The organism is Chitinophaga sp. 22620, assembly GCF_052044405.1.
Classification (GTDB): domain Bacteria; phylum Bacteroidota; class Bacteroidia; order Chitinophagales; family Chitinophagaceae; genus Chitinophaga.
In genome coordinates, this window is record NZ_JBQEMV010000001.1 from 262,217 (window position 1) to 276,867 (window position 14,651).

Sequence of the window (14,651 nt, forward strand, 5' to 3'; positions counted from 1 at the left end):
TTTTTATAAAAAGCAAAAGCCACCCAAACGGGTGGCTTTTTTTATTAACACTACATTACTTATTCATAAAATATTTTCTTAATTTATAAATAAATATTATATTGCATCCGCATTCGTTACCTATACCGACAGAATAATACCCATTACCTATGAAAACCAGATATTTTCTCCCGGCCATCGGCCTTATAGCCGGTTTATGCTTCACCGCCTGCGAAAAGAAAGATCCTTTCAAGGATAACAAAAGCGAAGGTTACCTGACCATGAAGCTGGACGGGCAGGAATTAACGGTGACCAAACAGCTGACCGGCAGCCTCCACGATACCACCACCAACGCCATGCTGGTAGTAAGCGGCATGACCAGCGACAACCAGCTGCTCACGATCAACATTCTTCTTCCCAACAAACAATTAAAACCCGGCACCTATTCCCTGGACCTGAACGGTTTCAATTCCATCGGCTGGATGAAATCGCTGGGTTCCCCTGAAAGTTATTCCGCCGATGATCTTACACTGGGCGCCGCTTCCAGCGTGGTGGTAGAATCCATCAGCGAAACGCGTGCAAAAGGCACTTTCACCGGCCTGCTCATTCACGACGCCGATGAAACCAAAAAGAAAACCGTTACCGAAGGAAAATTCGATGTAACGGTGCTGAAAATGTACTAAGCTCTTTTAATATACCATGTCCTATTTATCCCAACTTACCTGAACTGATGCCTGAGGCATCAAGTAGCAAAATAGAAATGAAAGACAGTTAAAAAACGACAGTAGAAAAGTCATTCGTCTTCCGGCGCAACATGACATCAGACAAGCAAAAAGGGCTACCAGTGACGACTGGAAGCCCTTTTTCTTTTATAGTTTCAGTTCAGTATAACTTATTTGATACCGAATACGGCCCTGACTTCCGCGCGTACCTTGATGGTTTTGAAATCGATGTTGGAATCAGGCGCGCCGCCCATGTCTGCAGCAGCGGCTTTGAACATTCTTTCGTTAGCCATTTGGGGGCGTACGTCGCTGTACTGGTCGGTATTAAATTCCTGTATCTCGATCACGTTGCCGATCTTTTCATCGATAGCGCTCAGCAGGTATTCAGCTTTGTCTTTGGCGGCTTTCAGCGCGTTGATCTTCACCTGCTTGCGGTATTCTTCCATTTTGCTGCTGGAAAAAGAGGCAATGTTCACGCTTTCGATACCTTCTTCGTCCACGGCGGCGAGGATGCCGTTGATCTTGTCCAGCCTGTTCAGCTTAAGGCGGTACTGTTTACGCGCCATAAAGTCTTCAGCTGTTTTTTTCTTCTTCCACCACTGGTCGTAGTTGTAGCCGAACACGTTTTCGATGGTGAAGTTTTCTTTGGCGATGCCCGCGGCTTCCACGGCTTTCTGCAGCTGTGATTCCAGCGTGGTGATGGCCACTTTCTGCGTTTTGTTCTTCATGTATTCACGCAGCGTGATGTTGAGCCAGATCTCGTCGGGGGTGATCTCAATTTCCGCAGAACCATTCACTTCGATCTTTTTCACCGGGGGTTTGGTTTCAGTAGTTTGGGCGAAGGATGTAGCTGTCATAATGAGTGCCATTAATAATACGGTTAATCTTTTCATTGCTTTCAGTTTTAAATTCACAGTCAGGATGCAGGGGAATACCTGGTTTCCATATGCCCTTTCAGGCTTTAACTTTTCTTTGTGTTTTTTTAAAAAGTCAGGTTAATAATGAGGGTGTAACGTTCGGGGCAAAGATATGTTACAATTGATTAACTGCGTGCATCCGCCATTTTACGGAGGAAGTTGTGAAGGTCGTTCATGTTCTTGATACGGTCCACGATCAGCATGAAGTTCTTGCCGATCTGCTTGAGGCGCGCGTTGTTGGTGCGCGTCTGGATATAATGCAGGATGTGCTGGAAAGTGGGTGATTCGAAGTACGGGCTGTCAGGATTATTAATAAAATAACAACGCAGCGTTTCGTCTTTCAGGATCATTTTTTCGAAGCCCAGCTCTATGGCCATCCAGCGGCAGCGGATCATCGTGAAAAGGTCGGCCACCGGCTCGGGAATAGCCCCGAAGCGGTCTTCCATGCCTTTAATGAATTCTTCCAGCTTGTCTTCTTTCGTGATATTATCCAGCTCCTGGTAGAGGTTCAGCCTTTCCTGTATGCTTTCCACGTAAGAATCGGGAATGAGTATTTCCAGGTCGGTATCGATCGTACAGTCGTTGATGAAGTCTTTCTTTTCTTCGAGCTGCTCTTTGAACAGGTCTTTGAAGTCCGTTTGTTTCAGCTCGCGGATCGCTTCGTCCAGGATCTTCTGGTACATGTCAAAACCGATCTCTGCGATGAAACCGCTTTGTTCGCCGCCCAGCAGGTTGCCCGCGCCCCGGATGTCCAGGTCGCGCATGGCTATCTGGAAGCCGCTGCCCAGCTCGCTGTGCTGCTCCAGTGTGGAAAGGCGCTTGCGGCTGTCTGCCGGCAGGGTGCTCATGGGCGGCGCCAGCAGGTAACAGAAAGCTTTTTTATTGCTGCGCCCTACCCTTCCGCGCAGCTGGTGCAGGTCGCTGAGGCCGAAGTGATGGGCGTTGTTGATGATGATGGTATTGGCATTGGAAATGTCCACGCCGCTTTCCACGATATTGGTGCACACCAGCACGTCGTATTTACGGTCAATGAAATCGAGGATCACTTCTTCCAGCTTATGCCCTTCCAGCTGGCCATGCGCTGTGGCAATGCTCAGGTCAGGGCAAAGCTCCTGTATGAGGCCGGCCATTTCGCGGAGGCCGTTGATGCGGTTGTGAATGAAATACACCTGCCCCCCGCGCTCGGTTTCGTAATAGATCGCATCGCGGATCTGCTCTTTATCCCATACCGTTACTTCCGTTTCGATAGGCTGGCGGTTTGGAGGCGGCGTATTGATCACGGAAAGGTCGCGGGCGCCCATGAGGGAGAACTGCAGCGTTCTTGGGATAGGCGTGGCCGTAAGGGTGAGCGTATCCACGTTCACCTTCATGGTCTTCAGCTTTTCCTTGGCGGTTACGCCGAACTTCTGCTCTTCGTCTATCACCATCACACCCAGGTCCTTAAACTTCACTTCTTTTCCCAGCAGCGCATGCGTGCCGATGATGATGTCTATTTTTCCTTCTTCGAGGCGCTTGAGCGTTTCTTTCTTTTCTTTCGCGGATTTGAAGCGGTTGATATAGTCCACGGTGCAGGGGAAATCCTTCAACCGGTCGGAGAATGTTTTATAGTGCTGGAAAGCGAGGATGGTAGTGGGCACCAGTACCGCGGCCTGCTTGCCATCCACCACTGTTTTGAACGCGGCGCGCACGGCCACTTCGGTTTTGCCGAAGCCCACATCGCCGCACACGAGCCTGTCCATCGGGGAAGGTGATTCCATATCGCGTTTTACGTCTGCCGTGGCTTTGCTTTGGTCAGGCGTGTCTTCGTAAATGAAAGAGGCTTCCAGCTCTGTCTGGAGGTATGTATCCGGCGTATGCGCAAACCCTTGCTGGGCTTTACGCGCGGCGTAGAGTTTGATGAGGTCTTTGGCGATGTCCTTCACTTCGGTCTTCGCCTTTTCCTTCAGCTTTTCCCACGCGTCGCTGCCAAGCTTGTTCACTTTCGGCGCTATGCCTTCCTTGCCGGTATATTTGCTGATCTTGTGCAGTGAGTTGATGTTCACATACAGCAGGTCGTTGTTCTTGTAAATGATGCGGATCGCTTCCTGCATCTTCCCGCCCGATTCTATCTTCTGCAGGCCGCTGTACACGCCCACGCCGTGATCGATGTGGGTCACATAGTCGCCGGGCTGCAGTTCTTTCAACGTTTTGAGGGTGATGGCCTTGTTCTTGTTGTAGGCCTGCTTCACCTTGTATTTGTGATAACGCTGGAAGATCTGGTGGTCTGTATAACAAACCACTTTCAGGTCATTGTCTATGAAGCCGGTGCTGATGGCTACAGGGATCGGGAAGAAGGGGATATCCGCTTTCAGGTCTTCAAAAATACTCCGCAAACGCTCCAGCTGGCGCGGGTTTTCGGCGAAGATGAAGATGGAGGACCTGGTAGTGTTGTGTTTGCCGAGGTCTTTTATCAGCAGGTCGAACTGGCGGTTGAACACCGGCTGTTCCGCGGTATGATATGCAATTTCCTGTACGCCTGCCGGTACTTTATCGAAATTAAAATGCGGGCCGAACACGATGCAGGAACGCTGCAACAGCTGCTGCATCAGGTTTTCAGCGGTTTCAAAGTCTTCGCCGGAAAGCTGCATCTCTTCATCTTCCGTTACGCGCACCTTGTTGCCGGTTTGCAGCCAGTCCGCCAGCCGCTCTTCCATCTGGCCTATCACCCCTTGTACATAAGAGGGGTCTTTGATCCAGACCACGGTATTTTCCGGCAGGAAGTCTGCCAGGCTCATTTTCTGGTGGGTAATGGCCCGCGTGTCCATATTGGCGATGAGCGTTACCTGCATGAGCTTGCGTTCGCTGAGCTGGGTTTCCGGGTCGAAGAGGCGGATGGAATCCACTTCGTCGCCGAACAGTTCCATGCGGTAAGGCTTTTCGTTGCCGAAGGAATAGATGTCGAGGATACCGCCGCGCACTGCGTACTGGCCGGGGCCGTATACAAAGTCGGAATGTTCGAAGCCCCAGCTGACGAGCTTTTCCAGCAATGCGTCCACCTTGAGGGTTTCGCCCACTTTTATGTTCACCATGTTGGCATTGTAGGCGGTGTTGCCGGCTACTTTTTCGTAAAGGGCTTCCGGGTAGGTGACCAGCACTTTTTTGTGCACCCTGCCGCCCGTCAGTTTCATGAGGGCTTCGGTGCGCAGCATGCTGTGACTGCTGTTATATTCCTGGAACTGGCCCGTTTTCTTGAAGGAATCCGGGAAATAGAAGATATCCAGTGCCTGGGTCAGCTGCTCCAGGTCGTTGTGGAAATAAGCGGCCTCCTCTTTGTCGTTGAGGATGATGAGGTGGTTGAGCTCGGTGGCGTTCCAGGCGGACGAAGCTACGAAGGCTGCCGCGCTGCCGGTGAGGCCGGTTAGGTGAAAATAGCCGGGAGTGGGCAATATGATCCCGTCCGCCAGTGTTTTCAGGCGGGGGTCGCGTTCATATAACTGTAAAACACCCTGCAAATTCATGAAGATGGCAAAGATAATGCATTTTCGACAGATGCGATTTGAGGGTTGATTTCGGTTATTGTTAATTTTTTGCGTAATTTAAATCAGGTCAGATCTGAGATAAGTTCATTTTACATAAATCCTTCATACATGTCCGAACACGAATGGTATACAGGCGTGGTAACGAAGATTGTGAATGAGACGCATAATACAAGGAGGTACTGGATCCGCATTCCAGAAAAGGCCGCTTTCGAGTTTAAGCCGGGTCAGTTTGTTACCCTGGACCTTCCTATCCACGAGAAGAAAAACAAGCGCTGGCGCAGCTATTCCATCGCCAGCCATCCTAACGGCAGCCCGGAGATCGAGCTGGTGATCGTATTGCTGGAAGGCGGCGCGGGCACCACTTACCTGTTCAACGAGGTGCGGGAGGGCAGCGAACTGCTGCTGCAGGGCCCGCTGGGCAAGTTCACCCTGCCCGAGCCCATGGAAAAAGATCTTTTCCTGGTGTGCACCGGCACGGGCATTGCGCCCTTCCGGTCCATGGTGCACCACCTTCACCTGCACCAGCTTCCCCATCCCAACATCTACCTCATTTTCGGCGTGCGCTACGAAAAGGATATGCTGTACAAAGAGGAAATGCGCCAGCTGGAAGCGGAAATGCCGGGATTCCACTACATCCCCACCCTTTCCCGCGAAGACCATCCATCCTGGACCGGCCGTAAGGGTTACGTGCATTCAGTGTACGAGGACCTGCTGGCAGACCGCAGGCCGGCCAATTTTTTCCTCTGCGGCTGGAAAGCGATGATCGACGAAGCGAAGCAGAAGATACAGGCGATGGGGTACGACCGGCATGATATTCATTTGGAGTTGTATGGATGACCGGTACACTTTTGATACGCACCGGTATCAAAAGTGATACGGACACGCTTTAAAGTACCCTTATCCACGGGTTTGATACGGGTTTGGTACGGGTCTGATACGGCTAAAGGACGGGTTAATATTAAAGAAGATATGCAAAAAAACAGGGGCTGGCCTAAGAAGGCCAGCCCCTGTTTTCTATGTTCAGTTCGGTCAGTTCATTAATCCATCATAGATTTCATCACCATCTCTTTCACGCTGGTGAGCGGGATACGTTCCTGTTCCATGCTGTCGCGGTGACGAACGGTTACGGTGCCGTCTTCTTTCGTCTGGTGATCGATAGTTACGCAGAAAGGCGTACCGATCGCATCCTGGCGGCGGTAACGTTTGCCGATGCTGTCTTTTTCCTCGTAATAGCAGTAAAAGTTTTTCTTGCAATCGGCCATCAGCTCTTTCGCGATCTCAGGCAGGCCGTCCTTTTTCGTTAAAGGAAGAATAGCCAGCTTGATCGGCGCGAGCTTCGGCGGGAATTTCAGCACCACGCGGCTGTCCTGCTTTTCGGCCGTGCTCAGATCCTGCTCTTCGTAAGCTTCGCTCAGCACCATCAGGCAGCAGCGGTCCAGGCCGATAGATGTTTCCACCACGTAAGGGATGTAGTTCTGGTTGATCTCGGGATCGAAGTACTGCATCTTTTTACCGGAGTATTGCTGGTGCTGGCTCAGGTCGAAATCCGTACGGGAGTGGATGCCTTCCACTTCCTTGAAACCGATCGGGAAATTATATTCGATGTCCACCGCCGCATCAGCGTAGTGGGCCAGCTTGGCGTGGTCGTGGTATTGCAGGTGCGCGGGGTTCAGGCCCAGGCTCTTGTGCCATTTCATACGCTCTTCTTTCCAGTAAGCATACCACTCCTGCTGGGTGCCTGGGCGAACGAAGAACTGCATCTCCATCTGCTCGAACTCGCGCATGCGGAATACGAACTGGCGGGCAACGATCTCGTTGCGGAAAGCTTTACCCACCTGCGCAATACCGAAAGGTATCTTCATCCTGCCGGTTTTCTGCACGTTCAGGAAATTCACGAAAATACCCTGCGCGGTTTCCGGGCGGAGGTATATTTCGCTGGCGTCTTCGGCCACGCTCCCCAGCTGGGTGGAGAACATGAGGTTGAACTGGCGGATGTCCGTCCAGTTGGCCGTGCCGCTCACGCCGCAAACGATCTTTTTATCTTCGATGAACTTTTTCAGTCCTGCGTAATCATTTTCTTTCAGCAACGCTTCCATATTGGCGATCACGGCGTCTTTCTCTGCCTCGGGCAACGTGTCGGCATAAGCTTCTACCAGGTGGTCCACCCGGTAACGTTTCTTGCTGTCCTTGTTATCGATCATGGGATCGCTGAAGTTGTCCACGTGGCCGGAAGCTTTCCAGATGGTGGGGTGCATGAAGATCGCGGAGTCTATGCCCACGATGTTCTCATGCATCTGCGTCATGCTTTTCCACCAGTAATCACGAATGTTTTTCTTCAGCTCAGCGCCGTACTGGCCGTAGTCATATACCGCGCTCAACCCGTCGTATATTTCGCTGGATTGGAAAATAAAACCGTATTCTTTACAGTGCGAAATGATCGCCTGGAACTTATTCTGATCTGTTGCCATAGTCGCGCAAATATAAAATCGAATTTCGAAACAACGTATTATATTAATATTACACTTTCAATGTAATGATTATCTGAGCTTTTCATTGTCCTTATGCCGGCTGGCGTCGCGGATGTTCTTTTTATCGAAGTTCTTTTCCAGCGCCACATCCAGGTCTATCCCGGTTTGATTGGCCAGGCAAAGCAGCACCCAGAGCACGTCAGCCAGCTCGTCTGCCAGCTCTTTCTTTTTGTCGGATTCTTTGAAGGACTGGTCGCCGTACTGCCGGGAAATGATCCTGGCCACTTCGCCTACTTCTTCGGTAAGTATAGCCATGTTCGTGAGTTCCGAAAAATAACGGACGCCGGTGGTATTGATCCATTGGTCTACCCTCTCCTGGGCTTCTTTGATGGTCATGCGGATATTTTTATAAAGTTAATCTACTCGCGGTTCTTCGTATCTATAATGATGGTCACGGGGCCGTCGTTCAGCAGCCCCACCTGCATGTCTGCGCCGAACTCCCCGGTATGCACGGGTTTGCCGAGGTCCTTTTCCAGCTGCGCGATCATTTGTTGATACAGCGGGATGGCGGTATCCGGCTTGCCGGCTTTGATGTACGACGGGCGGTTGCCTTTTTTCGTGGAGGCGTGCAGGGTGAACTGGCTTACCAGCAGGATGTTTCCCCCGGTTTCCAGCACGCTCCTGTTCATTACGCCGGCATCGTCGTTGAAAATGCGCAGGTTCACTATTTTAGCGCTGAGCCAGGCAACGTCTTCCTGCCCGTCCGCCTCTTCGATACCCAACAGCACCAGCAGGCCGTTCTCTATGGCCGATCTTATTTTACCGCCGATGGTGACGGAGGCTTGTGTAACGCGTTGTATAACTACCCGCATAATTATTCGTCTTACATTTGTGGTTAAAGATAAGCATTGCGTTATGCTGGACGTATCATCAGAGATAAAATTCAGGACTGCCCGCAGCGGCGGCAAGGGCGGTCAGAATGTGAACAAGGTGGAAACCATGGTGGAGGGGTATTTCGATATCGCCGCCTCCGCATTGCTGACCGAAGAGCAGAAAGCGCGGCTGCTGACGAAGCTGGGGGACAAGCTGAATGCCGAAGGCCTGCTGCAGGTGAAAAGCCAGACCGAACGCAGCCAGCTGGGCAATAAGGGAGAAGTGATCCGGAAAATGAATGACCTGCTGGCCAGGGCGCTCGTGGTGCCGAAGAAACGCATCAAGGTGAAGCCTACCAGGGCCATGGTAGAAAAACGCATCCAGTTCAAAAAACGCCTCAGCGAGAAAAAAAGCAACCGGCGGAATAACTTTGGAAACGACTAAGCCAACAACTATTTTTGGATCAAATTCTTCGAATTGGGAAATATTAAGAAACTGGCGGGACAAACGATCTGGTATGGATTGCCCACCATCGCGCAGCGGATGCTGGGGTTTATCCTCCAACTGTTCCTCACGAGCGTTTTCCTTACTGAAAAGTTCGGCATCATTACCCAGGTATATGCTTTTATTCCTTTCATGAACGTGCTGTTCACGTACGGGATCGAAACCAGTTATTTCCGTTTTGCCCAAAACACAGAAAAGGAACGGCTGTATAATACCCTCAGCATTTCATTGATCGTTTCCAGCATCATCCTTTCCTCCCTGCTGATACTGGGCGCAGCGCCGGTGGCTGCGATGCTCGATCTCCCCGGCCGGGCGGACCTGATCGTGATGGCTTCAGGCATTCTCTTTTTTGATACCCTGATCGTGATGCCTTTTGCCAAGCTGCGGCAGGAAGGCAGGCCTCGCAAATATGCGCTGGTAAAGATACTCACCATTACGACGCAGATACTGCTTACGGCGTTTTTCCTGAGCCTGTGCCCCAGGCTGAAGGCGGAGGGCTATAGCTGGATGGGCTGGTACAACCCGGATGCAGGCGTTGAATATTACATGTTATCCAACCTGCTGGCCAGTTTTCTCGGGGTGGTGTATATTTCAAAAGAATTTTTCTCTTTCCGCTGGCTGTTCGACAAGCCCCTCTGGAAAGAAGTGATCCGTTACAGCCTTCCGCTGATCATAGTAGGGCTGGGCGGCATGGTGAACGAAATGCTGAGCCGGCTTATCTTTCCCAAAGTATATCCTTTCCCGAAAGAGATCACCGACAGCCAGCTGGGCATTTTCGGCGCGAACTACAAGCTGGCGGTGCTGATCACCGTGTTTATACAGGCTTTCAGGATGGGCGCCGAGCCATTTTTCTTCAACCAGAGCCGCAATGAAGATGCCCGGCATACCTACGCCCGGGTCATGAAGTTCTTCGTGATGCTGCTGGGGGCGGTATTTCTGGTGGTATCGCTGTTCCTGGATTTCTGGATATTGCTTATTACACAGGGGCCGGACAAACGGTATGCGGAAGGGATGCATATTGTGCCGGTATTGGCCATGGCCACGGTTTTCCTCGGTATTTATTATAACCTTACGATCTGGTACAAGCTGACCAACCGGAATATGACCGGCGCCTGGATCACCCTGGCCGGCGCGGTAATAACCATCGGGCTGAACATCTGGTGGATACCGCAATTCAGCTACACCGGCTCTTCCTGGGCCACGTTCTGCTGTTATTCGTTTATGATGGCGGTTTCTTACCTGCTGGGCCAGAAATACTACCCGGTTCCTTATGATGTGAAACGCATCCTGTTTTACCTGGGGTTGGCCGCACTGATTTATGCCGGCCATGCCTGGCTTCGCTCCATGCATCCCGGCTTCTGGACGATGCAGCTTACCGGGCTGCTGGGCATAGGTATGTACATGGCCGTTATACTGTATCTGGAGCGCGCGGAGGTAGTCCGGCTGCTGGGCCGCAAGGCGGCGGGCTGAGCCGTCAGGACTACGAAAGCCGCCGTAGTCGTCAGGCGAACCCGGTGCTTGGGTCTTCCGGAACGAAAGGATTATGGAGCTTTTCGAACCCGATGGTGGTTTCGGGGCCATGGCCGGGGTAGACGATCGTATCGTCCGGCAGCTTGTAGAGCTTCTGGCGGATGCTGCGGGCCAGTGTTTCAAAATTACCTCCCGGAAAGTCCGAACGGCCTACGCTTTGTTTAAAAAGCACATCCCCCGCGATCACGAAATGCTGTTTGGCGCAATAGAACGATATGCTGCCGGGGGAATGGCCCGGAGTGAGGATCACTTCCAGCTCATCGTCTCCCAGCTTCACTTTATCCCCCTCTTCCAGGTAACTTTTGGGCATGGGCGAAGGCTCGAAAGGCAGGTTGTACATGGAAGCGCTTTGCTGCGAGCGGTCCAGCACCACCTGGTCTTTCTGGTGCATTTCCAGGCCCGTACCGAACGTTTTTACGACCAGCGCGTTACTGAAAATGTGGTCCAGGTGGCAATGGGTGTTCAGCAGCCGGGCAACGGTGAGCCCGTTTTCCCGTATAAACTGAAGGAATTCTTCCCGTTCATTTTGATAATAAAAGCCCGGGTCTATAATGATACACTGCTTTTGTTCGTTAATTAGTACGTAAGTGTTCTCCTGAAAGGGATTCACCGTGAAATATCTGATTTCGAACATTGTTAGACCTTTTTTACTAATTTTAATTCGCAACACAATATTATCAATACTTTCCGTATGAACCGATTTATTACCAGGTCATTCTTGTTTTTCCTTTTCCTATCGATTGGTACGTTTCACGTTCAGGCACAGACGAATACTATAGAATTCGGTCAAAGCAGGGTTCAGTTCAAAAACTTCAAATGGCGCTTCTACACCACCCGTCATTTTAATACCTATTTTGCCCAGAATGGCCTCGAACTCGGAAAGTATGTGGCACAGGCGGCGGAAAGGGAATTGCCCCAGCTGGAGGAATTCATGGAATATACCTTCAGGCAGAAAGTAAATATTGTGGTGTACAACAATTTCGGCGAATTCAAACAATCCAATATAGGCATCGGGATAGACTGGCAGAACACCGGCGGCGTGACCAAGCTGGTAGGCAACAAGCTGCTCGTGTATTTCGATGGCGACCATAACAACCTCCGCCGCCAGATCCGCCAGGGCATTGCCCGCGTGATGCTGGAAACACTGCTTTTCGGGGAAGACATCGGTGAATTTGCAGGCAATGCCGCGCTGCTGGACTTCCCGAACTGGTTCACCGACGGCTTCATTTCTTATGCCGCCGAAAACTGGAGCTCCAAGCTGGACGAGGAACTGAAAGCCGTGATGGCTTCCGGCAGGTATACCACCTTTAACCAGCTCGCCTTCGACAAGCCGCTGCTGGCCGGGCAGGCATTCTGGTATTACGTGGAAAGCAAATACGGGAAAGACGCTGTGCCCTACCTCATGTACATCACCCGCATCAACCGCGGCCTCAAAAAAGGCTTCGAGCAGGTGCTGCACATGAAACCCAAAGACGCCCAGAAAGATTTCATGACCTACACCATGAAACGTTACCAGGAAGACAACCGCCGCCGCCGCCAGGTTACCCGCGGCATCGGCGTGATCTCCAACGAAGTGAAAGAGAAAAAAGACTATTACCGCTACCAGGCCAATCCTAAGAACAGCATGTATGCCGTGGTGGAATATTCCAAAGGCCTTTACAAAGTGAAGATCAACCTGGGCTGGAGCACCACCAAAGTGCTGCTTAAAAGCGGCGTAAGGCAATACACCTCCAAGCTGGACCCCAACTATCCCCTGCTGGCCTGGAACCAGAAAGGCAACCGCCTGGCCATCGTGTACGAACATGAAGGCAAAACCAAACTGATGGTGTACGACCTGGTCACCAAGATCACCATCCGGCAGGACCTTCCCCAGTTCGACAGGGTAATAGATATGAAATATTTCTTCGAGTTCGACAACTCCCTGCTGCTGAGCGCTGTGAAGAACGGCCATACGGACATCTTCACCTACAGCATCAGCAACGGCAAAACGGAACAGATCACCAACGATGTGTACGACGATCTCGATCCTTCGTTCGTGGCCTTCCCCGGCAAAAGCGGCATCATCTATTCCTCCAACCGCCCCGGCCCGAAAGCCCGCAGCGCAGACACCGTGCTGCCGCATAACAACTACAACATCTTCCTGATCGATAACTGGAACAAGTCTTCCGAAAAACAGATCTCCCAGCTTACGAACCTACCGTACGGCAACGCACGGCTGCCCGTTCAATACAACACCACCCACTTCACCTTCGTAAGCGACGCCAACGGCATCAACAACCGCTACGCGGGTTTCTTCAAATCCGAAAGGGCCGGCGTGGATTCGTTGTATTTCGTAGGCGCGGAGATACTGCACAACCCCGATAAGGAAGAGCTGGATTCAGCGCTTGCCGAATACGGCTCCACCGCGCCGGATTCCGTGCAGGCCATTGCCATTACCAACGATTCCACTTACGTGTTCCCTGTTACCAACTACCAGTACGGCATCAAGGAATCCAGGATCGCGGGAGACCAGGGCATGGTGTCTGAAGTAGTGCAGGTGGGCGATTACAAGCGCCTGTACAAACTCAAGGTAGACACCAATACCCTGCGCAGGCGCAACGTAACCGCCAGGCCCACCCGTTACCGGATGGCGCAGATGCGGGAAGACAGCCTCAGGCTCGGCCTGCCCAGCGTGTACCAGAAAGACACTGCCACCAAACAGAATAATTTCTTCCAGAATGAGTTCGGCAACGAACCGGCAGATACGGCCGCTCCCGTGGAAATGATCGCCACCGCGCCCAAAGAGCCGCCCGTGCTTAGATCCGCCAGGCTGAGCAATTACAAGCTCAAGTTCTCGTCAGACTACCTCGTGGCGCAGCTGGATAACTCGGTACTGATGAACCGTTACCAGCCGTACATGGGCCCCCCCAGCTCGCCCATCCGCCTTACCGACCCGGTGAACGGCCTCGTGCGCATCGGCATCAGCGACCTGATGGAGGATTTTAAATTCAGCGGCGCCTTCCGCATCCCGCTTGCGCTGGATGGTACGGAATACCTGTTCTCTTTCGCGTACCTCAAAAAACGCTTCGACTACAAGTTCAGCTACTACCGCAAGGTGGACCAGGGCGGCGTACTTTACCGGGATACATCCGGGCAGGAATACGATTACCCGATCAAGAACAAAACGAACATCTACCAGCTCGAAGTGCGTTATCCGCTCGACGTGGTGCGCAGCTTCCGCATCTTTGCCGGCCTGCGTACAGATGAAATGGTGATACTCGCCAACGATGAAATTTCGCTCAAAGAGCCGAACTATAAAGAAACGAACGTGCTGGCCCGTTTGGAATACGTGCACGACAATGTGCTGAACCCGGCCATCAATATCTACAAGGGTACGCGGTATAAGATCTATGCGGACCTGATATCGCAGATAAAGAGCAACCGGAATACCGTATTCAACGAAGTGACGCCGAAAGGGAAGTTCACTTACAACATGGGGATAGACGCACGGCATTACGTGGAAATATACCGCAACTTCATATGGGCCACACGCTTTGCCGCGGACCTTTCCCTGGGCAGCCGCAAGCTGATCTACTTCCTCGGCGGTGTGGACAACTGGCTGATCAAACCCGACATTTACACCAACCGGCAGCCCAATCCCAACGAGAATTACGCGTACCAGACGCTGGCGGTGAATATGCGCGGCTACAAACAGAACATCAGGAACGGCAACAACGTGATGCTGATGAATACTGAATTGCGCCTGCCCGTGATCACCACTTTCATAGACAAGCCGATCAATTCCGCGTTCCTGCGCAACTTCCAGCTGATGGCCTTTATGGACATCGGCACTGCCTGGAACGAGAAACTGTCTTTCAAAGACGCCAACTACACCACTTATGTCAATCCTGAAGGCGTAGTGGTTCGGATCAAGGAAGGTTTCCTCGGGCCCTTTGTGGGCGGTTATGGCTTCGGCGCAAGAACCACGCTGCTGGGTTACTTCCTGAGGGTAGACGCCGGCTGGCCGATGACAGGCTTCTTCAGGGGCAAGCCGCTGGTGACCTTCGCGATGGGGGTTGATTTTTGATCTGATCTTATTGATAAAACAAAGCGGGCTGTCTCAAAAGGGCAGCCCATTTTATTTAAATTAGCACCGTGCAT

At 51.8% G+C, this 14,651-nt stretch carries 11 protein-coding genes; 5 read left to right on the top strand and 6 right to left on the bottom strand.

Translation table 11 applies throughout. From position 1 onward, the window contains the following. Positions 1-149: 149 nt before the first annotated feature. Positions 150-662 carry a hypothetical protein gene (locus ACTJIK_RS01110; RefSeq protein WP_440644410.1) on the top strand — a complete coding sequence of 171 codons (513 nt, stop codon included), beginning with the start codon at positions 150-152 and terminating at the stop codon, positions 660-662. A gap of 209 nt (positions 663-871) precedes the next feature. Here ACTJIK_RS01110 and ACTJIK_RS01115 read toward each other — a convergent pair whose 3' ends face one another. Together ACTJIK_RS01115 and mfd are read right to left on the bottom strand one after the other, a co-directional pair. Continuing rightward, entirely contained in the window at positions 872-1,594 is a 723-nt protein-coding gene (locus tag ACTJIK_RS01115) for an SIMPL domain-containing protein (RefSeq protein WP_440644411.1), read from the bottom strand. 149 nt (positions 1,595-1,743) lie between these two features. Then, positions 1,744-5,115 (bottom strand): transcription-repair coupling factor, encoded by a 3,372-nt coding sequence (gene mfd, locus ACTJIK_RS01120; RefSeq protein WP_440644412.1) that lies wholly within the window; start codon positions 5,113-5,115, stop codon positions 1,744-1,746. Positions 5,116-5,244: 129 nt separating this feature from the next. On the opposite strand from mfd, the gene ACTJIK_RS01125 reads away from it, so the two are divergent. Then, positions 5,245-5,973, top strand: coding sequence for a ferredoxin--NADP reductase (locus ACTJIK_RS01125; protein WP_440644413.1), 729 nt, complete (start codon positions 5,245-5,247; stop codon positions 5,971-5,973). A gap of 200 nt (positions 5,974-6,173) precedes the next feature. Here ACTJIK_RS01125 and ACTJIK_RS01130 read toward each other — a convergent pair whose 3' ends face one another. From ACTJIK_RS01130 to dtd, 3 genes are all read right to left on the bottom strand, one after another. Continuing rightward, positions 6,174-7,604: a glycine--tRNA ligase gene (locus ACTJIK_RS01130; protein ID WP_440644414.1), complete on the bottom strand. Its 1,431-nt coding sequence runs from the start codon at positions 7,602-7,604 to the stop codon at positions 6,174-6,176. Positions 7,605-7,673: 69 nt separating this feature from the next. Beyond that, positions 7,674-8,000 carry a nucleotide pyrophosphohydrolase gene (locus ACTJIK_RS01135; RefSeq protein WP_346317311.1) on the bottom strand — a complete coding sequence of 109 codons (327 nt, stop codon included), beginning with the start codon at positions 7,998-8,000 and terminating at the stop codon, positions 7,674-7,676. A 23-nt stretch (positions 8,001-8,023) separates the two neighbouring features. Continuing rightward, the gene (gene dtd / locus ACTJIK_RS01140) at positions 8,024-8,476 is read right to left on the bottom strand and encodes a D-aminoacyl-tRNA deacylase (protein ID WP_440644415.1); all 453 of its coding nucleotides are present in this window, start codon (positions 8,474-8,476) and stop codon (positions 8,024-8,026) included. A gap of 43 nt (positions 8,477-8,519) precedes the next feature. Between dtd and arfB the strand changes: the two genes are divergently transcribed. Beyond that, positions 8,520-8,921, top strand: a complete 402-nt coding sequence (gene arfB / locus ACTJIK_RS01145) for an alternative ribosome rescue aminoacyl-tRNA hydrolase ArfB (RefSeq protein WP_440644416.1) — start codon at positions 8,520-8,522, stop codon at positions 8,919-8,921. 33 nt (positions 8,922-8,954) lie between these two features. After that, positions 8,955-10,451, top strand: coding sequence for a lipopolysaccharide biosynthesis protein (locus ACTJIK_RS01150; protein ID WP_440644417.1), 1,497 nt, complete (start codon positions 8,955-8,957; stop codon positions 10,449-10,451). A gap of 31 nt (positions 10,452-10,482) precedes the next feature. Here ACTJIK_RS01150 and ACTJIK_RS01155 read toward each other — a convergent pair whose 3' ends face one another. Next, positions 10,483-11,145, bottom strand: coding sequence for an MBL fold metallo-hydrolase (locus ACTJIK_RS01155; RefSeq protein ID WP_440644418.1), 663 nt, complete (start codon positions 11,143-11,145; stop codon positions 10,483-10,485). 57 nt (positions 11,146-11,202) lie between these two features. Here ACTJIK_RS01155 and ACTJIK_RS01160 point away from each other — a divergent pair, with 57 nt between their 5' ends. After that, positions 11,203-14,577 carry a hypothetical protein gene (locus ACTJIK_RS01160; protein ID WP_440644419.1) on the top strand — a complete coding sequence of 1,125 codons (3,375 nt, stop codon included), beginning with the start codon at positions 11,203-11,205 and terminating at the stop codon, positions 14,575-14,577. Positions 14,578-14,651: the final 74 nt, after the last annotated feature.